Genomic DNA, 21,100 nt, shown 5'->3' with positions numbered 1-21,100 from the left:
CCTAAACTTGCCGTGGTCGTGGGGCCGAAGGCTCCCCACCCGTCTTTCCCACGACGGGATCTTCCTTCGTAGGGGCCCCAAAGAAACCACTCCACCCCATCGAGCAACCCCCAGAACCAGCCACCCCAGGAACCCCAGAGAGCAACCCCACCCAAGCGAGCCCCGCAGAGCCCCAAACCGAACCCGAGCCCCCTCAACCCCCCAACTCAGCAGCCTTCCGCGCATAAGCGGAAGCCCCACTGAACACATCCACCCCGTACTTCCGAGACTCGTTATAAGTCAACACGGCCTTCCACCACCCAGCCCCCGTAGCCAGATCCCCTCCACTGGCACACAGATACCGAGCAGCGGTAAGCGCGGAATCGTCCACGTTCTGCGGATCCGGTGGCGCACCGTCCCCACTGGCCCGCTGCGACCACCGAGCCCAGGTAGTCGGCAGGAACTGCATCGACCCAACCGCACGGTCCCACTGTGGATCGCCGTCGAGCCGTCCGCCGTCTGTGTCCGGAATGGCTTGCACCCCAGGCGATCCGTCCAACGGAACCCCAATGATCGGCTTGGACAGCTTGCCGTCCGACCCAACCCGACTGCCGCCGTAATGCCCATGGTGCGACTCGACCCGCCCGACCCCCGCAAGCGTCACCCACGTCAGATTGCAGTTAGGCATCCGCTCCCGAACAGCCAACTCGGCGTTGGCATAAGCGATCGCCGTCCGCACCGGAATATCGGTCTCCGCGGCGATCTTCTCCGCCCACGCCCGCAGATCCTGCCCAGCAGGAGTGGGCCGGGCCTGCGGAGCCGACGCCCCGGGAACAACGTCAAGCAACGGCACCACGAACCGGTCTTCCCGGACAGGCTGCCGACGCGGGGTGTTCGCGGCGTCCAAGAGCAGGAACGTCGCCCCGGCCAAAGTGATCAGGACGGCGACCAAGAGGAGGCGCGCGGCCACCCCCGGCCCGCGGCCCGGGGGTGGCTCGGGCGGGGGCCATGGCTCGGCGGGCAGCGTGGTCGGCGGGGGTGTCGAAGATGCGGCCACGAAATCCAGGTTACGTGTGCGCGGGCCCGGATTCCGCCCGTCGTGCGCCGAAATCGCCCTGGGGGCCTGGTCAACCAGCGGAAACACCGTCCGGTTTGACGGCTTGCAGCGCGTAGATCAGCGGAATGCGCGGCGCGCTGTCGGGCAGGCGGTACCAGCCGCCGTCCGGGTTGGCCATGGTCGACCAGCGCTGCCACGGCAGACGCTCGGTTTCGCGGAGCCGGGTGATGCGCAGACCGGCTCCGACCAGGGCGTTGACGACTTCGCCGATGCCGTGCGGCCACTCGTAGGAGACTTTCGCCTCGGCCAGTGGGGGGCCGTCGGTGTAGGTGCGGGTGCCGTCGTGTTCGACGCCGCCTCGGCCGCCGATGAAGTCATGCCGCAGCAGCAGGTCTTCGCTGCCGTCCGCCGGTGGGGTGGGGCCGAGCGCGTTGAGCAGCGGGTGGAACTCCACGACGTACACCTGGCCGCCGGGGCGCAGCAGCGCGGCGACCTGCTCGGCCCAGGCGGGCAGGTCGGGCAGGTAGCAGATGGCGCCCTTGCCGGTGTAGACGATGTCGAACCGCTCCCGGCCGAGCGCGTCGGCGGCGGCGTGCACATCGGACTTGACGTACTCGACGGTCACGCCTTTGTCCCGCGCGAGCCGCTGGGCCGCGCGCACCGACTCGGCGGAGATGTCCAGTCCCACGGTGCGCGCCCCGCGCCGGGCGAAGGCGATCGTCTCCGCGCCGATGTGGCATTGCAGGTGGGCGACGTCCTTGCCGTCGAGGTCGCCCAGGTCGTCCCATTCGAAGTCGGCGAACCAGACCTCCGGGTCGCGGTTGGCGACGTCGTAGAAGGCGCTGGCGACGTGGATCGGGGTGCGGGCGTCCCAGTTGGCTTCGTTGGCCTGGATCATCCGCTCGGTCGCGCTGTCGAATCCCATGATCCCCATACTGGACTGGGAAACCGGACGCCGTGAACCCCGGAAAGCTACCGGTCGCGTTCGACGGAGATACGGGCGTTGACCTCGCCGAGCGCTTCCTGGTACTCCGGGACGGGGTTCATCGCCACCGCGATCCGCAGCTGCGTCTGCGCCTCGGGGAGCCTGCTCTGCCGTTGCAGGGTCTTGCCGAGGGCGAACCGCGCGTAGTGGTCGGTCGGGTCGAGTTCCAGCACCCGCAGGAACGCCTGCTCGGCCCGCCGAAGCTGCGCCGAGCCCAGGTAGGCGCGGCCCGCGAGCAGTTGGACGCTGGGCGCGTCAGGCTCGGCGTCGAGGACGGGGGCCAGCGCGGCCAAGGCGTCCAGCGGCCTGCGTTGCGCCACGAGTGACTCCGCGTGGCGGAACGCCTCGAACGTATTGCCCGGCTCGTCCGTCATAGTCAGATCAACACTACCTGCGAAAGCGCTGTTCCTCGACCCTCCGCAGGAGTGATCACCGGGCTCCCGGCGCGTGCCTTCGGCACTGCCCAAACCGGCACCGCTACGCTCGTCTTGGAGTAGTTGGACGCTTTGTGAGGAGCACCACGTGGCTGTCATCGAGCAGGTCGGCGCACGCGAGATCCTGGACTCGCGCGGCAATCCCACCGTGGAGGTGGAGGTCGCGCTGGACGACGGGACGCTGGCCCGCGCCGCCGTGCCCTCCGGGGCGTCGACCGGTGAGCACGAGGCGGTGGAGTTGCGCGACGGCGACGCGAACCGCTACTTCGGCAAGGGCGTGGAGAAGGCCGTCACCGCGGTCCTCGACGAGATCGGGCCCGAGTTGCAGGGCATCGACGCGGTCGACCAGCGCATCGTGGACCAGAAGCTGGTGGACCTCGACGGCACGCCGGACAAGTCCCGCCTCGGCGCCAACGCCATCCTGGGGGTGTCGCTCGCGGTGGCCAAGGCCGCGGCCGAGTCCAGCGGCTTGGAGCTGTTCCGCTACCTGGGCGGCCCGAACGCGCACGTGCTGCCGGTGCCGATGCTCAACATCCTCAACGGCGGCGCGCACGCCGACACCGAGGTCGACATCCAGGAGTTCATGATCGCGCCGATCGGCGCGGAGAGCTTCCGGGAGGCGCTGCGCTGGGGCGCGGAGGTCTACCACTCGCTCAAGTCGGTGCTCAAGAGCAAGGGCCTGGCCACCGGTCTCGGCGACGAGGGCGGCTTCGCGCCGAGCCTGACCACCAACCGCGAGGCCCTCGACCTGATCCTGGTCGCGATCGAGAAGGCGGGCTACACCGCGGGCCGCGACGTGGCGCTGGCGCTCGACGTGGCTGCCACCGAGTTCCACTCGGACGGCGCCTACACCTTCGAGGGCGCGAAGAAGAGCGCCGAGCAGCTCATCGCGTACTACACCGAGCTGGTCGACGCGTACCCGATGGTGTCCATCGAGGACCCGCTGTCCGAGGACGACTGGGACGGCTGGGTGCGGCTGACCGCCGAGCTGGGCGAGCGCGTCCAGCTCGTCGGCGACGACCTGTTCGTCACCAACCCCGACCGCCTCGAAGAGGGCATCGCCCGCCGCGCGGCCAACGCTCTGCTGGTGAAGGTCAACCAGATCGGCACGCTGTCCGAGACCCTGGACGCGGTCACTCTGGCCACCTCTTACGGCTACCGCAGCATGATGAGCCACCGTTCCGGCGAGACCGAGGACACCACCATCGCCGACCTGGCCGTGGCCACCGGCGTCGGCCAGATCAAGGCGGGCGCCCCCGCGCGCAGCGACCGGGTCGCCAAGTACAACCAGCTCCTGCGCATCGAGGAGACCCTGGGCGACGCGGCGCGGTACGCGGGCGACCTCGCGTTCCCCCGCTTCACGCCGGAGTCCTGACCCCGATGGTCGGACGCGGCGCCGAACGCGGCGGTCGCGGGCGGCGGAGCGAGACCTCCGCCGCCCGCAGACCCGAGCGCGTGCGGCGCCGCGCGCGTCCGACCGCGCAACCCCCGGCGGAACCGCCCCGCCCGGCCCGGTCGCCGGGCCCGCAGAAGCGCCGCAAGCGCGGCGCCGTCCTGGGCCTGTCGACCACCCGCCGGGCGGCGGTGTTCGCGACGGTCGTCTGCGCGCTCGCCCTGAGCGTGGCCGTCCCGCTGCGCACCTACCTGTCGCAGCGCTCGGACGTGGAAATCCAACAACAACGCCAGGCCGAGTTACGCACCCAGGTCGATGAGCTGCAGAAACGCAAGGAGCAGCTCGCCGACCCCGAGCAGGTGCAGGCCGAGGCCCGCAGGAGACTGCGCTACGTGATGCCGGGAGAGACGCCGTACATGGTCGAGTTGCCACCGGAGGCGGGCGGCCCTGGCGCGAGCCAGGAGCCGACCCGTCCCATTCCCGACCAGCCCTGGTATCAGGCCCTGTGGGACGCGGTGACGGGGGAACGCCGGTGACCCTGGAACCCGTGACCGAGACCGACCGCGAGACCGTCGCCGCCCAGCTGGGCCGCACGCCCCGGGCCATCCGCGCCATCGCCGCCCGCTGCCCCAGCGGCCACCCCGCGGTCATCCAGACCAACCCGAAACTGGAAGACGGCACGCCGTTTCCCACCCTGTACTACCTGACGTGCCCCAAACTGGCCGCCGCCATCAGCACTCTGGAAACCACGGGCGTCATGAAGGACATGACCGACCGCCTGTCCACCGACCCGGACTTGGCTGCCCACTACCTCCAGGCCCACAAGTCCTATCTGGCCGAACGCGACGCCCTGGGACCCCTCGGCACCGACGTGACGGCGGGCGGCATGCCCGGCCGGGTCAAGTGCCTGCACGCCCTGGTGGCCCATTCGCTGGCCACCGGCCCCGGCGTCAACCCCTTCGGCGACGAGGCGCTGGCTCTGCTGGCTCCCGCCTGGCCCAGCGGCGACTGCGCGGCGGTGTAGCCGTTTCAGGAGCTGTGGACGATCTGAATCAGGTTCCCGCAGGTGTCGTCCAGAACGGCCGTGGTGACCGGCCCCATCTCCAACGGCTCCTGAGTGAAGCGCACCCCGAGGTCCCGCAGCCTGCGGAACTCGGCGTGCACGTCGTCCACGGCGAACGCCGTGGCCGGAATCCCGTCCTCAACCAGCGCCTCCTTGTACGGCTTCACGGCGGGATGCCCGTCGGGCTCCAGCAGCAGCTCGGTCCCGTCCGGGTCCTCCGGCGACACCACGGTCAGCCACCGGTCGTCCCCCACCGGCACCTCGGTTTTCTTCACAAAGCCCAACACGTCGGTATAGAACCGCAGAGCCTTGTCCTGATCATCGACAAACACGCTAGACAGATGAATCCGCACCGGTTTCTCCCCGTGCTTCAGGCCTGAGCCACCTGGTGACGATGCGCTCAAGCGGTTCGGTGTTCACATCGTGAAACTTGTAGCGACCCTCCCGGCGGGAAACGACCAGCCCCGCGCTTTCCAGCACGGCCAAGTGCTGGCTGATCGCCTGCCGAGACAGCCCCGACCCGTGTTTGGCCAGCAGCCGCCCGCAAATCTCGAACAAGGTCTGCCCGTCCCGCTCCACCAGCTCATCGAGGATGCGCCGACGGGTGGGATCGGCCAGCGCCTTGAAGAGATCCTCCGCCACATCCCCACCATAGGCAAGTCGTCACTTGCCTATCAAGTCGGCCCCGGAAATCAGCCCGTCTGGGGGGTGACCCGGTCGATCAGCGCGGCCGTGTCGACGCCACGCGGAAGCGTGCCCAGCGTCTGGCCGGACTCGGCCAGCCGAGCGAGGAAAGCGTCGGCCACCTCGGGAACGTGCCGCGACAGCAGACTTCCCTGCAACGACAGGGTGATCAGCTCGGCCAGCCGCCGCGCCCGGGCGGGCTCGGCGGCCTTCACCTCCGTCCACAGTGCCGCCACCACGGCGTCCAACCGCTCGTCCATCCCCGCGGTGGTCGACAACTCCGCCATCAGCGCCTCCACCGTGGCCGGATCGCGGGACAGCGCGCGCAGGACGTCCAGGGCGGTCACATTCCCCGAACCCTCCCAAATGGACATCAGCGGCGCCTCGCGGTAGAGCCGGGGCATCCCCGAGTCCTCCACGTACCCGTTGCCGCCCAAGCACTCCAGCGCCTCCGCCACCACCATCGGCGCCCGCTTGCACACGGTGAACTTCGCCGCGGGCAGCGCGATCCGCAGCAGCGCCCCGGCCCCGCTGTCGACCTCGGCCGCCAACCGCAGCGCCAGCACCGTCGCCGCCTCCGACTCCAGCGCCAGGTCCGCCAGCACCGCGGCCATGGCGGGCTGCCGCCGCAACACCGACCCGAACGCCGTCCGGTGGGCCGCGTGGTGGGCGGCCTCCGACAGCGCGATCCGGATGTTCGCCGTCGAGCCGAGCACGCAGTCCAACCGGGTCATGGTGACCATCTCGATGATGGTCCGCACCCCGCGGCCCTCCTCGCCGACGCGCCAGCCGACCGCGCCCGCGTATTCGATCTCCGCGGACGCGTTGGACTTGTTCCCCAGCTTGTCCTTGAGCCGCTGCAACCGCAGCCCGTTGCGGCTCCCGTCCGGCAGGACGCGCGGGAGGACGAAGCAGGTCAGCCCGTCGGGGGCCTGCGCGAGGGTCAGGAACAGGTCGTTCATCGGCGCCGAGGTGAACCACTTGTGCCCGACCAGCGAGTACGTGCCGTCCGCCAGCGGGGTCGCGGTGGTGGTGTTCGCGCGGACGTCGGAGCCGCCCTGCTTCTCGGTCATCGACATGCCCGCGAGCAGCCCCGCCTTGCCGCCCGGTTCGCGCAGGCCCGGGTCGTAGACCGGCGCGGTCAGGCCGGGCTCGAACCGGGCGGCCAGGTCCGGGGCGTGCCGCAGTGCGGGCACGGCGGCGTAGGTCATCGAGATCGGGCAGCCGTGCCCGGCTTCGACCTGCGACCAGAGGGTGAACGCGGCGGCGCGGCGCAGGTGGGCGTGGTCGTCGTCGGCGGCCGCCCACGGCGCGGCGTGCAGGCCGTGGGCCACGGCGCGCGACATCAGCCAGTGCCACGACGGGTGGAACTCGACCTCGTCGATCCGGTGGCCGTAGCGGTCGTGGGCGCGCAGGACCGGCGGGTGCTCGTTGGCCAGCCGCCCGTGCTCGCGCGCGGTGTCCGAGCCCGCCTCAAGGGCCAGCGCGGAGAGCGAGCCGACCACCGCGTCCGAGCCGAACGCGCGGACCGCGCCGACCAACGCCGGGTCGCACGCGAGCGGGTCGAATCCGGACAGCGGCGGGGCCTGGTTGACGACCTCGTGGGTCGCGCCGACGGCATGCGCGGTGGCGGTCATTACCCGAGGGTAGCGGGACTCAAACAGATCTTAGTCGACCAGTTTTTGTCTCTCTGGGTTAACAACGCTCGTACGAAAGGGCAAGTACATGACGACTTTTGAATCTTTATTACGTGAATGTAGCCACGGACGGTGACTCCCGGGGAGAGATGAGGCACAGTGGTTGACCAGGACGAGCGTCACACGGGTCGGCGAACAGCCGGCGGGCACACAGGCGAGGGACGGGGTCACGGTGAGTCTTCCGAAGACCAGGGGCAAGGCTGGCAAGCACAGGCACCCGAAAAAGCGGAAGCGCGGCGCGGCCGCGGCGGCTGGCGCGCTGCTGCTCGTGCCCGTGGTCGCCGCGGGCGAGCCGACGGGCTGGGTCACCCAGGAGGACACCGGCCCCATCACGCTCGCGGGCAACGCGGGCGGCGGCCTGATGGGCCTGACCGACCCGAGCAAGGTCAGCGCCAACGGCGCGATCCCGCAGAACCAGCAACTCGGCGCCGAGGTGCTCGAACTCGCGGCGACGCCCGCGCTGCTGGCCCAGGGCGCCGGTCCCGAGGTGTCCATGCCCGGCGGCCCGCTCGGCATCCCCGGCGTGATGCTGCAGGCCTACATGCGCGCCGCGCAGACCCTGGCCACCACGACCCCGGGCTGCCGCCTGGACTGGCCGCTGCTGGCCAGCATCGGCCGCATCGAGTCCAACCACGCCCGCGGCGGCCGGGTCGACGCGAACGGCCTCACGGCAACGCCGATCCTGGGCCCGGTGCTCAACGGCGGCGGGTTCGCCGCGATCGCCGACACCGACGGCGGGTCCTACGACGGCGACGCCCGGTGGGACCGCGCGGTCGGGCCGATGCAGTTCATCCCGTCCACCTGGAAGGGCTACGCCTCCGACGGCAACGGTGACGGCAAGACCGACCCGAACAACGTCTACGACGCCGCCCTTGGCGCGGGCAAGTACCTGTGCTCGGGTGGGATGGACCTGTCCAACCCGCAGCAGCGCGCGACCGCGGTGTTCCGCTACAACCACTCCGACAGCTACGTGCGCACGGTCCTGATCTGGGCCGAGGCCTACGCCAAGGGCGTCACGCCGGTCCCGACCACGCCGGTCGCCGCGGCCGAGCAGCTGGCGATCCAGAAGCCGCTGGTCCCGCAGCAGCCGGGCGCCGTCGCCCCGGGCCCGATCGTGCCGGGGTCGCCCTCGCAGAGCACGTCGAGCACGGTCCCGCCGTCGTCCTCCACGCCTGGCTCGACGCCGTCCACGACCCCGCCGAGCAGCAGCAGCACCGCGCCGACGAGCCCGACGACGACCAAGCCGTCCACGACCCCGCCGACCACGACGACGCCGTCGTGCCCGACCGGGTCGGTGACCCCGCCGACCAGCACCACGGCGCCGACGGCGACCGCGACGCCCAACCCCTGCGCCACCCCGACCACGACCCCGCCCGCCACGTCGACTCCGCCGTCGAGCACCTCGACCCCGCCGTCGACCACCTCGGCCGCGGCGTCGACCTCGGGTCCGGCTGGCTCCAGCGTGGTGACCAGCTCGTCCTGACCCCAGGGCGCGCGAAGTCCGAACACGGAGGCCGCACCATACTCTTCGGAGCGTGGGCGGCCTCCGCTGTTATCCACATCCCCTGAAGTTGTCCACAGCCGCGGCGGACTCACAGCCGACGCGCCCGTCCAGCTTTAGGCTGCGGACATGACCAGGGTTGCCGCCATCGACTGCGGGACTAACTCCATCCGGCTGCTCGTCGCCGACATCTCGGTGCGCGACGACGGCTCCTTCTGGCTGCGCGACGTGCACCGCGAGATGCGGGTCGTCCGGCTCGGCCAAGGCGTCGACGCGACCGGCGTGCTCGCGCCCGAAGCGCTGGCCAGGACGTCCGCCGCGCTTGCCGACTACACCGCGATCATGCGCCGCAAGGGGGTCGAGCGCGTCCGCATGGTCGCCACCTCGGCCACCCGGGACGCGAAGAACCGCGACGAGTTCTTCGCGATGACCCGGGCGCTGCTCGGCGTCGACGCCGAGGTGATCAGCGGGGACGAGGAGGCGCGGCTGTCGTTCGTCGGCGCGGTCGGCGACCTTCCGCCCGAGGACGGCCCGTTCCTGGTGACCGACATCGGCGGCGGCTCGACCGAGCTGGTGCTCGGCGACTGGGACGGCGCCCGCGCCGAAATCCACGCCGCGCTGTCGGTCGACATCGGCTGCGTCCGGATCACCGAGCGGGCGCTGCGCGGCGACCCGCCCAGCCCGGCCGAGGTCGCCGAGGCCAGGGCGCTGGCGGCGCGGGTCCTTGACGAGGCGTTCGCCGCGGTGCCGGTCGAGCGGGCGCGGACCTGGGTGGGGGTGGCCGGGACGGTGACGACGCTGTCGGCGGTCTCCCTGGGCCTGCCGCGGTACGACCCGGAGAGCATTCACCTGAGCAGGCTCACCGCCGACGAGATCGACACCACGGCGAGTCGTATGCTTACCGCCAGTCACGATGAGCGGGCCGCTATCCCGGTGATGCACCCCGGCCGGGTGGATGTGATCGGCGGCGGCGCGGTGATCGTGCAGACTCTTGCGGAGAGGATTTTCCGTGAGACGGGCATCACAGGTTTGCTCGTCAGCGAGCACGACATCCTCGACGGGATAGCACTGTCAGTGGCGGAGGTGGCCGACTCTGTGTGACAGCTCAGAGGTCGTCTCAACCATGACCTGACACTTTTTGGACAGAAATGTGTCCGTCTAGCGGGCACTTGCCGATCCGACTATCCGCCAAATGGATGAACTACCTTCGATTGTGACTCGTTTGTGACGTCCGCGATCGCCGAGATATTCGCCCCTCCGGTTAACTTCCATTCACTTTCGGAGCGGGCGGTTCCGCTTCGTGACCGACGGAGCCGATGGCGGACCAAGCCCGAGAGCACGTCGAGAAGAGCCTGGGAGGAGACCCATGCGTAAACCACGCTGGATAGCGGCGTCGGTGATGCCGCTCGCGCTCGCGCTCACGATCGCGGGGTGCGGCGGGGGCAACGAGGACGGCGGCTCCGGGGGAGGCGCGGGGAACAACGACGGCACGCTATCCGCCTTCGCCACCGAGCCGGAGAACCCGCTGGTGCCCGGCAACACGAACGAACAGGGCGGCAGCAAGGTCGTCCGCGCCCTGTTCACCGGCCTCTATCGGTATGACGCGGTCACCGGCAAGCCCGTCGAGGCGATGGTGGAGAAGTTCGACACGACCGACTCCAAGGTCTTCACCATCAAGATCAAGTCGGGCTGGAAGTTCCACGACGGCACCGACGTGAAGGCCAAGAACTTCGTCGACGCCTGGAACTACACCGCCTACAGCCCCAACGGCCAGCAGAACGGCAGCTTCTTCGAGCAGGTCCAGGGCTACAAGGACGTGCACACCGAGGACCCGGACGGCACGGCTGGCCCGCAGAAGGCGCCCGAGCCCACGGCCAAGGAGATGTCCGGCCTCAAGGTCATCGATGACACGACCTTCGAGGTCACCCTGTCGGCGCCGTTCGCGGTGTTCCCGCTCAAGCTCGGGTACAACCCGTTCATGCCGCTGCCGGACTCCTTCTTCGCCGACCCGAAGACCTGGGAGGCCAACCCGGTCGGCAACGGCCCGTTCAGGTTCGTCTCCCGGCAGCCGAACTCGCACGTCACCCTGACCCGCTTCGACGGGTACAAGGGCGACGACCCGGCGAAGTTCAAGGACCTCATTTTCAAGATCTTCGAGACGAACGAGGCGGCCTACAACGCGGTCGTCTCCGGTGAGCTGGACTTCCTGGAGACCGTTCCGCCCACCGGTCTCGCGGGCGGCAAGTACAAGCAGGACCTCGAAGGCCGCAACGGCTCCGTCCCGTACATGGGCAACCAGACGCTGACGGTCCCCGCGTACGACCCGACCTACCAGAACAAGGACCTGCGCAAGGCCATCTCGATGGCCATCAACCGCCAGGAGATCATCGACAAGATCTTCGACGGCACGCGCATCCCCGCCGACGGCTGGGTCAACCCCGCGGTCCCCGGCTACGCCAAGGACCAGTGCGGCGAGGTGTGCACGTTCAACCCGACGAAGGCCAAGGAGCACCTGGCCAAGTCCGGCTTCACCGGCTCGATCTCGCTGAAGACCAACGCCGACGGCGGGCACAAGGACTGGATGACCGCGGTCTGCAACAACATCATCAACAACCTGGGCATCGGGTGCACCTACGACCCGATCCCGACCTTCGGCGAGACCCGGGCGCAGATCAACTCGCGGCAGATCCGCGGCCTGTTCCGGGCGGGCTGGATCGCGGACTACCCGTCGATCGAGAACTTCATGAACCAGCTCTACCGCACCGGCGCGTCGTCCAACGACGGCGAGTACAGCAACCCCAAGTTCGATGAGCTGGTGGCCAGGGCCGACGCGGCGCTCTCGGTGGACGAGGCCAACAAGCTCTACCAGGAGGCCGAGCGGCTGCTGGCCGAGGACGTGCCCAGCATCCCGCTGTGGAACCAGACCTCGCAGTACGGCTGGTCCGAGCGGCTGGACAACGTCCGCCTGAGCACGCTGCGCGAACTGGACCTGTCCACCGTGACGGTCAAGAACTAACCAGGGCCACTCCGGGCCGGGGCGCGGCGATCCCGTGCTCCGGCCCGGAGTCAGGTGGGGAGATAACTGATGGGACGCTACGTCCTCCGACGGCTCTTGCAGCTGATCCCGGTCTTCATCGGGACCACGTTCTTGATCTACTGGCTGGTCTGGAGCCTGCCCGGCGACGAGTTCTCCGGAAAGTGCGGCGACCGACCCTGTCCTGACTCCTACGTCAACCTGATGAAGGACAAGTTCAACCTCGACGACCCGCTGATCGTGCAGTACGGCAAGTACATGCTCAATCTGCTGCAGGGCGACTTCGGGGAGACCTTCCGGGGCATCGAGGTCGGCGACCTGATCGCCGAGGCCTACCCCAACACCATCCGGCTGGCGCTGGTCGCGCTGGCCATCGAGGCGCTGATCGGCCTGACCGCCGGAATCCTGACCGGCCTGCGCGGCCGGGGCTTCCTGGACAACCTGACGCTCGTCTCGACCCTGTTCCTCATCTCGCTCCCGGTGTTCGTCACCGGCTTCGTCCTGCAGATCGTGCTCGGCTTCGAGCTCGGCTGGATCAAGACGACCGTGTCGGCCTCACCCGCGCCATGGGAGCAGCTCATCGTGCCGGGCTTCGTCCTGGGCAGCCTGTCGATGGCGTACGTGACGCGGCTGACCAGAACCTCGATCGCGGAGAACAAGCGGGCCGACTACGTGCGCACCGCGGTGGCCAAGGGGCTGCCCCAGCGCCGCGTGGTCGGCGTGCACCTGCTGCGCAACTCCGCGATCCCGGTGGTCACCTTCCTCGGCACCGACCTGGGCAACCTGATGGGCGGCGCGATCGTCACCGAGGGCATCTTCAACATCAAGGGCATCGGCAACCTGGTCTACCGGGGCATCCTCGGCAAGGAGGGCCTGGTCGTCACCGGCGTCGTGACGCTGCTGGTGATGGTGTACCTGCTCTCGAACCTGCTGGTGGACATGCTCTACGCCGTCCTCGACCCAAGGATTCGCTATGACTGACCCGAGCACCGCGGCCACCGGCGCCGCGGTGACCACGGCCGCGGACGGCTTCGTCACCGCGGCCGAGCACGTCGAGACCAAGCCGGGCAAACCCCGCAGTCTCGCCTCCGACGCCTGGCACGACCTGCGCAGGCGACCGCTGTTCATCATCTCCGGCGCGATGATCCTGCTGGTGTTCGTGATGGCGGTGGCGCCGGGCCTGTTCACCTCGGTCGACCCGACCTTCGCCGATCTCTCCCGCAGCCGCAACGGGCCGTCCGCGCAGGCCTGGTTCGGCTACGACAACCAGGGCGCCGACGTCTTCGCCCGCACGATCTACGGCGCCCGCGCGTCGATCATCGTGGGCATCGCGGCCACCGTCCTGACGGTGCTGATCGGCGGCACGCTCGGGCTGCTCGCCGGGTTCTACGGCGGCTGGCTCGACGGGCTGATGTCGCGCATCGCCGACGTGTTCTTCGGCCTGCCCTTCGTCCTGGGCGCGATCGTGATCCTGACCAGCCTCGGCGGGGGCGGGAACTCGGCCACCGAGATCATGTTCCTGGTGGTCCTGTCGATCTCGCTGCTGTCCTGGCCGGTCTGCATGCGGATCATGCGCTCGGCGGCGATCACCGCGAAGCAGCAGGACTACGTGAAGGCGGCCAGGGCGCTGGGCGCTGGCGCGCCGCGGATCATCCTGCGGCACATGCTGCCCAACGCGATCGCGCCGGTGCTGGTGTACGCCACGATCGCGCTCGGCGCGTTCATCGGGGCCGAGGCGACGCTGTCGTTCCTCGGTCTCGGCCTGCGCGCGCCGGTCGTGTCCTGGGGCGTGATGATCGCGGACTCCCGCGACATCATCCGCGTCGCACCGCACACGCTGCTGTTCCCCGCGGCCTTCCTGACCGCGACCGTGCTGGCCTTCGTGATGCTCGGCGACGCCGTGCGCGAAGCGCTCGACCCGAAGATGAGGTAGGGGCGCATGCCCACGAACACCGCACAGTCCACTGTGGACTCAGATGGGATCGGTCAAGACCCGGCGGCGCCCCTGCTGGAGGTCGACGACCTGCACGTGGAGTTCCGCACCCGCGACGGCGTGGCCAAGGTGCTCAACGGCGTGAGCTACCGGGTCGAGGCGGGGGAGACCCTGGCCGTGCTCGGCGAGTCCGGCTCCGGCAAGAGCGTCACCGCCCAGACCGTGATGGGCATCCTGGACATGCCGCCCGGGCACATCACCGGCGGCGCGATCCGCTTCCGCGGCGAGAACCTGCTCGCCGCGACCGCCCGGCGCAGGCGGGAGGTGCGCGGCTCGGGCATCGCGATGATCTTCCAGGACGCGCTGTCCGCGCTGAACCCGGTCTTCACCGTCGGCTTCCAGATCGAGGAGCAACTGCGGATGCGCCGGGGCATGTCCCGCAGGGACGCCCGCAAGCGCGCCGTCGAGCTGCTCGACCAGGTCAAGATCCCCAACGCCAAGGGCCGGGTCCGGCAGTACCCGCACGAGTTCTCCGGCGGGATGCGCCAGCGCGCCATGATCGCGATGTCGCTCGCGCTCGACCCCGAGATGCTCATCGCCGACGAGCCGACGACCGCGCTGGACGTCACCGTGCAGGCCCAGATTATGGACCTGCTCAAGGAGATCCAGGTCGAGCGCAACATGGGCCTGATCCTGATCACGCACGACCTCGGCGTCGTCGCCGAGGTCGCCGACCGGATCGCGGTCATGTACGCCGGGCGGATCGTGGAGCAGTCCGACGCGCGGTCGCTCTACCGCAAGCCCGGCCACCCCTACACCTTGGCGCTGCTGGACTCGCTGCCCCGGCTCGACCTCAAAGGCACGGAGCTCAACACCATCAAGGGCCTGCCGCCGAGCCTGCTCAACGTCCCGCCCGGCTGCCCGTTCCACCCGAGGTGCCCGCGTGCGCAAGACGTCTGCGAGACCGACGTGCCCCCGCAGCACCGGCTGATGCCGGGCAGGCTCAGCGCCTGCCACTTCGCCGAGGAGTTGATCGCCGGTGACTGACAACATCATCGAGGTGCGCGACCTGGTCAAGCACTTCCCGGTGCGGGTCGGCGTGCTGTTCAAGCGCACCATCGGCCACGTCCGCGCGGTCGACGGGGTGTCCTTCGACCTCAGGCGCGGCGAGACCCTCGGTGTGGTCGGCGAGTCCGGCTGCGGCAAGTCGACCCTCGCGCAGGTCCTGATGCGCCTTGAGCCGCCCACCGGCGGCAGCGCGACCTTCGAGGGCCGCGACATGCTCGCGATGAAGGGCGCGGAGCTGCGCAAGCTGCGCCGCGACATCCAGATCGTGCTGCAGGACCCCTACACCTCGCTGAACCCGAGGATGACCGTCGGCGACATCGTCGGCGAGCCGTTCGAGATCCACCCCGAGGTGGCGCCGAAGGGGTCGCGGGCGAAGAAGGTCCGCGACCTGCTCGATGTCGTCGGCCTCAACCCCGAGCACATCAACCGCTACCCGCACCAGTTCTCCGGCGGCCAGCGCCAGCGCATCGGCATCGCCCGCGCGCTGGCCCTGCGGCCCAAGGTGATCGTGTGTGACGAGCCGGTCTCCGCGCTGGACGTCTCGATCCAAGCACAGGTGATGAACCTGCTCGGCGACCTGCAAACCGAGTTCGGGCTGTCCTATGTGTTCATCGCGCACGACCTGTCGGTGGTCCGGCACCTGTCGGACCGGGTCGCGGTGATGTACCTGGGCAAGATCGTGGAAATCGGCACCGAGCAGGAGATCTACGAGCACCCGACCCACCCCTACACCCAGGCGCTGCTGTCCGCGGTGCCCGTGCCCGACCCGGAGCTGCGCGGCCAGCGCAAGGTCATCCGGCTGGAGGGCGACGTCCCCAGCCCGGTCGACCCGCCGTCGGGCTGCCGGTTCCGCACCCGCTGCTGGAAAGCGCAGGACATCTGCGCGGAAGAGGAGCCCGCGCTGATCACCAGGGTGGCGGCGCACCCGAGCGCGTGCCACTTCGCCGAGGAGAAGTCGGTCGTTCCCTGAGGTCGGGGGCAGCACCCAGGGATTGGATGACAAGTCGAGGAGGAGTTCGTGAAGCGACGCAAGACAGTGGTGGCCGCCTTAGCGGTGCCCTTGGTCGTGACACTGTCCGCGGTGGTGGGGCCGGGTTCGGCCACCGCCCAACCGGACCTGTCCGGCAAGACCGTCGAGTTCAACATCCTCACCGCGGACGGCGCGAGCGTCGAGTCCGTCGAGGCGGCCGTCCGCGCGGCGGGCGGCACGGTGGTGGCGGCCAACCGGGCCGCGGGCCTGGTCACCGCCACCGCGCCGGAAAACGGCTTCACCGCCCGACTCGCGGGCGCCAAGTCCATTGACAGCGCGGCCCGCGCCAAGTCGATCGGCCAGGCGCCCCGCGACGCGCGCGCGGCTGACAAGGCCGTCAAAGAGGAGATCAGGACGGCCGTCGAGCAGGAGCACAAGGCGGCCAAGGCGGGCAAACGCGGCCCGGCGGCGGCGGCCACCGCGGGCATGGACCCGCTGGACGGGCAGCTGTGGGGCCTCACCTCGGTCCGCTCGCACCTGGCCCGCACCAAGCAGGCCGGGGACAAGCGGGTCAAGGTCGGCGTCCTCGACACCGGCGTCGACGCCAGCCACCCCGACATCGCCCCCAACTTCGACCACGCGCTGTCACGCAACTTCACCCGCGACATCCCCACCGACGAGACCGGAGCCGTGGTCGACGGCCCGTGCGCGACGTCGACGAGGGCGGCCACGGCACGCACGTCGCGGGCACCATCGCCGCGGCGGCGGACGGGTTCGGCATCTCCGGTGTCGCGCCGAACGTGTCCATTGTGAACATTCGCGGCGGCCAGGACTCCGGCTTCTTCTTCCTACAGCCGGTCGTGGACGCGATGACCTACTCCGGCGACGCGGGCCTCGACGTGGTCAACATGTCGTTCTTCGTGGACCCGTGGCTCTACAACTGCAAGAGCAACCCGGCCGACAGCGCCGAGCAGCAGGCCCAGCAGCGCATCACGATCAAAGCGATCACCCGCGCGATGAACTACGCCTACCGCAAGGGCGTCACCCAGATCGTGTCCCTGGGCAACCAGCACCAGGACCTCGGCGCCCCGCTGCCCGACACCATCAGCCCGAACTACCCGGCGGGCGCGGCCCACCCCCGCGACATCGACAACGACGACTGCCTGTCCCTGCCGGTCGAGGGCCCGCACGCCATCGGGGTCAGCTCGTTCGGCCCGTCCCAGGCCAAGGCCGACTACTCGAACTACGGCTTCGAGCGCATCTCCGTCTCCGCCCCCGGCGGCTACTTCCGCGACGGCCTCGGCACCCCTGCCTACCGCACCAACGAGAACCTGATCCTGTCCGCCTACCCCAAGAACGTCGCGCTCATCGAAGGCGCGATCGATGAGGCGGGCAACGTTACCCCCGATGGCGAGGCGCTGGGCGTCCAGAAGGCGTGCAAGGCCGACGGGACTTGCGGCTATTATCAGTTCCTCCAGGGCACGTCTATGGCGTCGCCGCACGCTTCTGGCGTCGCTGCTCTGATCGTTGCTCAGTATGGGAAGTACTCCCGTGGTGGTGTGACCTTGTCTCCGGACAAGGTGCAGACTGTGTTGGAGGGCACCGCGGCGGACATCGCTTGCCCTACGCCTCGCACTGTTGATTACACGCCTGTTGGTCGACCGGCGGAGTTCAACGCCACGTGTGAGGGGACTCCGGCTTACAACAACTTCTACGGGCATGGTGCTGTGGATGCTTGGGCTGCGGTCACTGGTGGCAAGAAGTTTTTGAGGTAGTTTGCTTGCTCGGCGGGCCTCTTCGGTTTTCGGAGGGGCCCGCCGTTGTCTTCTGTGGGTGCCCGATTGGGTGGAGTGGTTTGGCTGGGGCCCCTACGAAGGAAGATCGCCGTGTGAAAGACGGGTGGGATGCCTTCGGCCTCACACGTGCGTAGCCAGCTTAGCGATCTTCCTTCTCCCCCAGCCAAACCACTCCACCCAATCGGGCGCTTGGCGGCCTCGGGCGCCTTTTCGTTGGAGGGGTTTGGGTTGTGTTGTGGGGGTGCTGGTGGGGTCAGCGGTTGGTGGCTTTCTTGATGAAGGCGGCCAGGTCTTTGGCCTGTTGGATTCTGGATGGCTCGTGGACGTACATCATGTGGCCTGCGGGGTAGTAGGCGACTTCGATGTTGTCTCGCAGTTCCGTGGGGATGCGGAGTTGGGCGAGGGTGTGCTCGGTGGCGAAGTACGGGGTGGCGCCGTCGGTGTAGCCGGAGGCTACGTGGATTTTCAGGTGGGGGTTGGCGCGCATCGCGGCGGAGAGTTTGTGGGAGACGGTTACGTGGGCGTTTTCAAATTCCTTGTATGACCAGTCGCGGTTTACCTGCATGCTGAGGACTTCGTAAGGTAGGTCGTTGGGGTAGGCCAGTTCGGTGTGCAGGTAGTGGTTGATGGCCGCTGTGTAGGCGCCCATGATCGCGGTGGTGGTGGGGTCCTCGGTGAGGCGTTCGCCGCCGTAGTCGGCTTCCCAGCCGGTGAAGCGGCCGTCGAGGCGGCCTACGGTTTGCCTGCGGTGGCGCAGAAGTTCGGTGAAGAAGCGGATGTGCTCGACGCGGAGGTTGACGCGGTCCACGTAGTCCTCGGACAAACCGGTCAGGCGCGCCAGTTTCGCCACCACCGCTGCTCGGTCCTCTGTGGACAGTCTGGAGCCTTGGGACAGCGCGTGCGGGTAGTCGCGGGACGCGAACTCCTCGGCCTCGGCCAGCACCTCCGCCAGCGGTCGGTCGCCGTGCAAGCCGTGGTAGTGCGCGATCGCGGCGTAGGTGGGCAGGAACAGGGTGTAGGGCAGGTCGTTGCCCTCGCTGAAGACCAGGGTGCTGAAGTCCAGCACGGCCGAGATGAGCATCAAACCGTTGAGGTACATGCCATGGCGGCTCTGCAGGTGCTGCGCCAAGCCCGCCGCGCGGGTCGTCCCGTAGGACTCGCCCGCGAGGAACTTCGGTGACACCCACCGGCCGTTGCGGGTCGTCCACAGGCGGATGACCTCGCCGACGGACTCCAAGTCGGCCTGGAAGCCGTGGTAGTCGCCAGGTTTCTCGCCCTTGACCGCCCGCGAGTAGCCGGTGGACACCGGGTCGATGAAGACCAGGTCGCTGTGCGCGAGCAGGGTCTCGGCGTTGTCGACCAGCCCGTACGGCGGCGCGGCGAGGTTGCCCGCGTCGCCGGAGACGACCCGGCGGGGGCCCAGGACGCCCAGGTGCAGCCAGATGCTCGCCGACCCGGGGCCGCCGTTGAACGCGAACGTCACCGGGCGCCGGGCTGGGTCGGCGCCGTCGAGGGTGTAGGCGGTCACGAACACCTCGGCCTTGGGCAGGTGCCCGTCGAACGTGCCGTCGGTGACCACTTCCTTGCGCAGGACCAGGCGCCCGGTCGTGGCGGTGTAGTCGAGCTTGCGTTCGCGCACGGTCACCGAGTGCGCGGTCGTGACCAGGTCGTCAATGGGGTCGGGGGCGGTCTGCTGCTCGTCGGCCGCGTCCTGGGATGCCATGCGCCGACCTTAGGGCCTGTCTCCGGCCCTTGTGGTGGAATCAGCCCGGTGCGGACACTCGCGGAACTGGACCAGGCGGTCACCGAATGCCGCGCGTGCCCTCGGCTCGTCGCCTGGCGCGAAGAGACGGCCAGGGTGAAACGCGCCGCCTTCCGTGACCAGGAGTACTGGGCGCGCCCCGTCCCCGGCTTCGGCCCGGCGGACGCCGCGCTCGCCATCGTCGGCCTCGCCCCCGCCGCGCACGGCGCCAACCGCACCGGCCGCATGTTCACCGGCGACCGCTCCGGCGACGTCCTCTACGCCGCCCTGCACGCTGTCGGCCTCGCCTCTCAGCCCACCGCTACCCACCTCGGCGACGGCCTGGAGCTCTACGGCACCCGGATCACCGCGCCGGTCAAATGCGCGCCGCCGGAGAACAAGCCGACTCCGGCGGAACGGGACAACTGCCGCCCGTGGCTGGAGCGCGAACTCGCCCTGCTGCGCCCGACGCTGCGCGCGGTCGTCGTCCTCGGCGCGTTCGGCTGGCAGGCCCTGCTCCCTGTCCTGGCCACGGCCTGGTCCGTGCCGCACCCCCGCCCCCGCTTCGGCCACGGCGTCCGCCACGACCTCCCCGCCCTCGACGGCGGCCCGCCACTGGCCCTGCACGGCTGCTACCACGTCAGCCAGCGCAACACCTCGACCGGCCTGCTGACCCCCGCCATGGTCCGCGCCGTGCTCGCCGACGCGGCCACGCCACTTGGCATCCGCCGCTAATCGCGACGCGAAGACTTGACGAAATGTTCGGAATCCGAGTCCCGGAGTCCGAATACCGCATTTCCCCTGGTTATTCTGGATCGCTTCAGTCTCCGAATGGGGTTCAGGTTCGGTACGCTAGTCCAATCGGGTACAACTACGCTGCTCGCGTTACGGGACGACAGGGGAGTGCGACCCTGCTAGGGCGGCGTTGTGGTTCGGCACGAGCCTGTGGCAAGATCAACTTGCTGCGGTGGCGCGAACGGGGGTTCGGCAGTGGGGAGCGCGTCGAGATGTTTCGACCTCCACCTGCTCAGGGCAACCCGGATTCGGCGCGATCGTGTTCCGATTGACATGGACGCTGGTGCGCACTCTGCCACTCGGATGGTCAGGAATCCAATGACATGAACGCACAGCGCGCGCGGAAGATCGCCGCTTACACGGCCTACAGCGTCGGAGCGGGAGTGGTGGCTGTCGCCGCGGGTGTTCTCGTCGCGGGCATTATGGCGTCGGCGAGTTCGGCGTGGAACTTCGTGCCCATCGCCATCAGCGCGTCTGTCGTCGTCTGCGCGGGCCTGTGGGCCGACCGGGCGGTGCCGTGGCTCATGACCTCCCGAAAGCGGGCGGCGGAACGGGCGCTACTTCTTTCCGACCTGCTCCAGCAGGCGCCGCATGGCGAACTTCGCCAGCGAGACCAGCGGAACCAGGCCCGCAGCGACAGCGACGGCCAGTGGGTGCCAGCTACCGGGCGCGAACATTAGGATCACGATGGCGCCGATCAGCACCACCGGAATCAACAAGAGCAGCGCGGCTGGGAACAAGACGTAGAACACGATGGCGGCGGCCTTGCCTATCTTGTTCTCGCTTTTGTTCGCCGAGGTCAGCATTCTCTTGATGTCCTCGGTGTACTGCTTGTACAGGCCGCTTCCCGGGGTGTAGGTCAGGTCGTCGTCGGACTGGGGAGGGTCCTCCTCGCGGCCTGGGTCAGGGGAGTGTGCGGGAGCCGCGTTCTCTGTCATCGCTGTGTGCTCCGGATGGGGAAAAAAGAGCA

At 69.2% G+C, this 21,100-nt stretch carries 20 protein-coding genes and 1 pseudogene; 12 read left to right on the top strand and 9 right to left on the bottom strand.

Annotated elements, in window-relative coordinates; translation table 11 throughout:
- Positions 1 to 193: 193 nt before the first annotated feature.
- The 3 genes from ACZ6SD_RS13180 to ACZ6SD_RS13170 form a co-directional block, all read right to left on the bottom strand.
- Positions 194 to 1,036, bottom strand: coding sequence for a lysozyme family protein (locus ACZ6SD_RS13180; protein ID WP_465317158.1), 843 nt, complete (start codon positions 1,034 to 1,036; stop codon positions 194 to 196).
- 70 nt (positions 1,037 to 1,106) lie between these two features.
- On the bottom strand, positions 1,107 to 1,961 hold the full coding sequence (locus ACZ6SD_RS13175; protein WP_465317157.1) for a class I SAM-dependent methyltransferase: 855 nt from the start codon (positions 1,959 to 1,961) through the stop codon (positions 1,107 to 1,109).
- A gap of 47 nt (positions 1,962 to 2,008) precedes the next feature.
- Positions 2,009 to 2,395 carry a tetratricopeptide repeat protein gene (locus ACZ6SD_RS13170; RefSeq protein ID WP_465317156.1) on the bottom strand — a complete coding sequence of 129 codons (387 nt, stop codon included), beginning with the start codon at positions 2,393 to 2,395 and terminating at the stop codon, positions 2,009 to 2,011.
- Between the two features lie 148 nt (positions 2,396 to 2,543).
- On the opposite strand from ACZ6SD_RS13170, the gene eno reads away from it, so the two are divergent.
- Genes eno through ACZ6SD_RS13155 form a run of 3 tightly spaced genes read left to right on the top strand, consistent with a single transcriptional unit; the run spans position 2,544 to position 4,872 of the window.
- The gene (gene eno, locus ACZ6SD_RS13165) at positions 2,544 to 3,830 is read left to right on the top strand and encodes a phosphopyruvate hydratase (protein WP_465317155.1); all 1,287 of its coding nucleotides are present in this window, start codon (positions 2,544 to 2,546) and stop codon (positions 3,828 to 3,830) included.
- Between the two features lie 5 nt (positions 3,831 to 3,835).
- On the top strand, positions 3,836 to 4,384 hold the full coding sequence (locus ACZ6SD_RS13160) for an FtsB family cell division protein (RefSeq protein ID WP_465317154.1): 549 nt from the start codon (positions 3,836 to 3,838) through the stop codon (positions 4,382 to 4,384).
- 11 nt (positions 4,385 to 4,395) lie between these two features.
- Positions 4,396 to 4,872: a DUF501 domain-containing protein gene (locus tag ACZ6SD_RS13155; RefSeq protein ID WP_465317153.1), complete on the top strand. Its 477-nt coding sequence runs from the start codon at positions 4,396 to 4,398 to the stop codon at positions 4,870 to 4,872.
- Between the two features lie 5 nt (positions 4,873 to 4,877).
- Here the strand turns inward: ACZ6SD_RS13155 and ACZ6SD_RS13150 are convergent, their stop codons facing one another.
- The 3 genes from ACZ6SD_RS13150 to ACZ6SD_RS13140 are packed head-to-tail and all read right to left on the bottom strand — an operon-like array spanning position 4,878 to position 7,232.
- Positions 4,878 to 5,264: a VOC family protein gene (locus tag ACZ6SD_RS13150; protein WP_465317152.1), complete on the bottom strand. Its 387-nt coding sequence runs from the start codon at positions 5,262 to 5,264 to the stop codon at positions 4,878 to 4,880.
- Positions 5,245 to 5,553: an ArsR/SmtB family transcription factor gene (locus ACZ6SD_RS13145; RefSeq protein WP_465317150.1), complete on the bottom strand. Its 309-nt coding sequence runs from the start codon at positions 5,551 to 5,553 to the stop codon at positions 5,245 to 5,247. Before ACZ6SD_RS13145 ends, ACZ6SD_RS13150 begins: the two co-directional genes overlap by 20 nt.
- Before the next feature lie 50 nt (positions 5,554 to 5,603).
- Positions 5,604 to 7,232: an acyl-CoA dehydrogenase family protein gene (locus ACZ6SD_RS13140; protein WP_465317149.1), complete on the bottom strand. Its 1,629-nt coding sequence runs from the start codon at positions 7,230 to 7,232 to the stop codon at positions 5,604 to 5,606.
- A gap of 232 nt (positions 7,233 to 7,464) precedes the next feature.
- On the opposite strand from ACZ6SD_RS13140, the gene ACZ6SD_RS13135 reads away from it, so the two are divergent.
- From ACZ6SD_RS13135 to ACZ6SD_RS13100, 8 genes and pseudogenes are all read left to right on the top strand, one after another.
- Positions 7,465 to 8,775 carry a lytic transglycosylase domain-containing protein gene (locus ACZ6SD_RS13135; RefSeq protein WP_465317148.1) on the top strand — a complete coding sequence of 437 codons (1,311 nt, stop codon included), beginning with the start codon at positions 7,465 to 7,467 and terminating at the stop codon, positions 8,773 to 8,775.
- A gap of 147 nt (positions 8,776 to 8,922) precedes the next feature.
- Positions 8,923 to 9,894, top strand: coding sequence for a Ppx/GppA phosphatase family protein (locus ACZ6SD_RS13130; protein ID WP_465317147.1), 972 nt, complete (start codon positions 8,923 to 8,925; stop codon positions 9,892 to 9,894).
- A gap of 265 nt (positions 9,895 to 10,159) precedes the next feature.
- The gene (locus tag ACZ6SD_RS13125) at positions 10,160 to 11,809 is read left to right on the top strand and encodes a peptide ABC transporter substrate-binding protein (RefSeq protein ID WP_465317146.1); all 1,650 of its coding nucleotides are present in this window, start codon (positions 10,160 to 10,162) and stop codon (positions 11,807 to 11,809) included.
- Positions 11,810 to 11,878: 69 nt separating this feature from the next.
- Positions 11,879 to 12,808 carry an ABC transporter permease gene (locus tag ACZ6SD_RS13120; RefSeq protein ID WP_465317145.1) on the top strand — a complete coding sequence of 310 codons (930 nt, stop codon included), beginning with the start codon at positions 11,879 to 11,881 and terminating at the stop codon, positions 12,806 to 12,808.
- Complete coding sequence (locus tag ACZ6SD_RS13115) at positions 12,801 to 13,760, top strand: ABC transporter permease (protein ID WP_465317144.1); 960 nt, start codon at positions 12,801 to 12,803, stop codon at positions 13,758 to 13,760. Before ACZ6SD_RS13120 ends, ACZ6SD_RS13115 begins: the two co-directional genes overlap by 8 nt.
- A gap of 6 nt (positions 13,761 to 13,766) precedes the next feature.
- A complete protein-coding gene (locus ACZ6SD_RS13110; RefSeq protein ID WP_465317143.1) occupies positions 13,767 to 14,807 on the top strand; it encodes an ABC transporter ATP-binding protein in 1,041 nt (346 codons plus the stop codon).
- Complete coding sequence (locus tag ACZ6SD_RS13105; RefSeq protein WP_465317142.1) at positions 14,800 to 15,798, top strand: ABC transporter ATP-binding protein; 999 nt, start codon at positions 14,800 to 14,802, stop codon at positions 15,796 to 15,798. Before ACZ6SD_RS13110 ends, ACZ6SD_RS13105 begins: the two co-directional genes overlap by 8 nt.
- A 69-nt stretch (positions 15,799 to 15,867) precedes the next feature.
- A pseudogene (locus tag ACZ6SD_RS13100) lies at positions 15,868 to 17,573 on the top strand (S8 family serine peptidase).
- 274 nt (positions 17,574 to 17,847) lie between these two features.
- On the opposite strand, the gene ACZ6SD_RS13095 reads toward ACZ6SD_RS13100, so the two are convergent.
- A complete protein-coding gene (locus ACZ6SD_RS13095) occupies positions 17,848 to 19,317 on the bottom strand; it encodes a S10 family peptidase (RefSeq protein WP_465317141.1) in 1,470 nt (489 codons plus the stop codon).
- Between the two features lie 48 nt (positions 19,318 to 19,365).
- On the opposite strand from ACZ6SD_RS13095, the gene ACZ6SD_RS13090 reads away from it, so the two are divergent.
- A complete protein-coding gene (locus ACZ6SD_RS13090; RefSeq protein ID WP_465317140.1) occupies positions 19,366 to 20,070 on the top strand; it encodes a uracil-DNA glycosylase in 705 nt (234 codons plus the stop codon).
- A 424-nt stretch (positions 20,071 to 20,494) separates the two neighbouring features.
- Here the strand turns inward: ACZ6SD_RS13090 and ACZ6SD_RS13085 are convergent, their stop codons facing one another.
- Both ACZ6SD_RS13085 and ACZ6SD_RS13080 read right to left on the bottom strand, forming a co-directional pair.
- Positions 20,495 to 20,656, bottom strand: a complete 162-nt coding sequence (locus tag ACZ6SD_RS13085; RefSeq protein ID WP_465317139.1) for a hypothetical protein — start codon at positions 20,654 to 20,656, stop codon at positions 20,495 to 20,497.
- Positions 20,657 to 20,687: 31 nt separating this feature from the next.
- Positions 20,688 to 21,068, bottom strand: coding sequence for a hypothetical protein (locus ACZ6SD_RS13080; RefSeq protein WP_465317138.1), 381 nt, complete (start codon positions 21,066 to 21,068; stop codon positions 20,688 to 20,690).
- Between the last annotated feature and the right edge of the window lie 32 nt (positions 21,069 to 21,100).

The organism is Actinokineospora sp. NPDC051303 (genome assembly GCF_055586285.1).
This window is presented reverse-complemented; position numbering and strand designations above follow the sequence as displayed.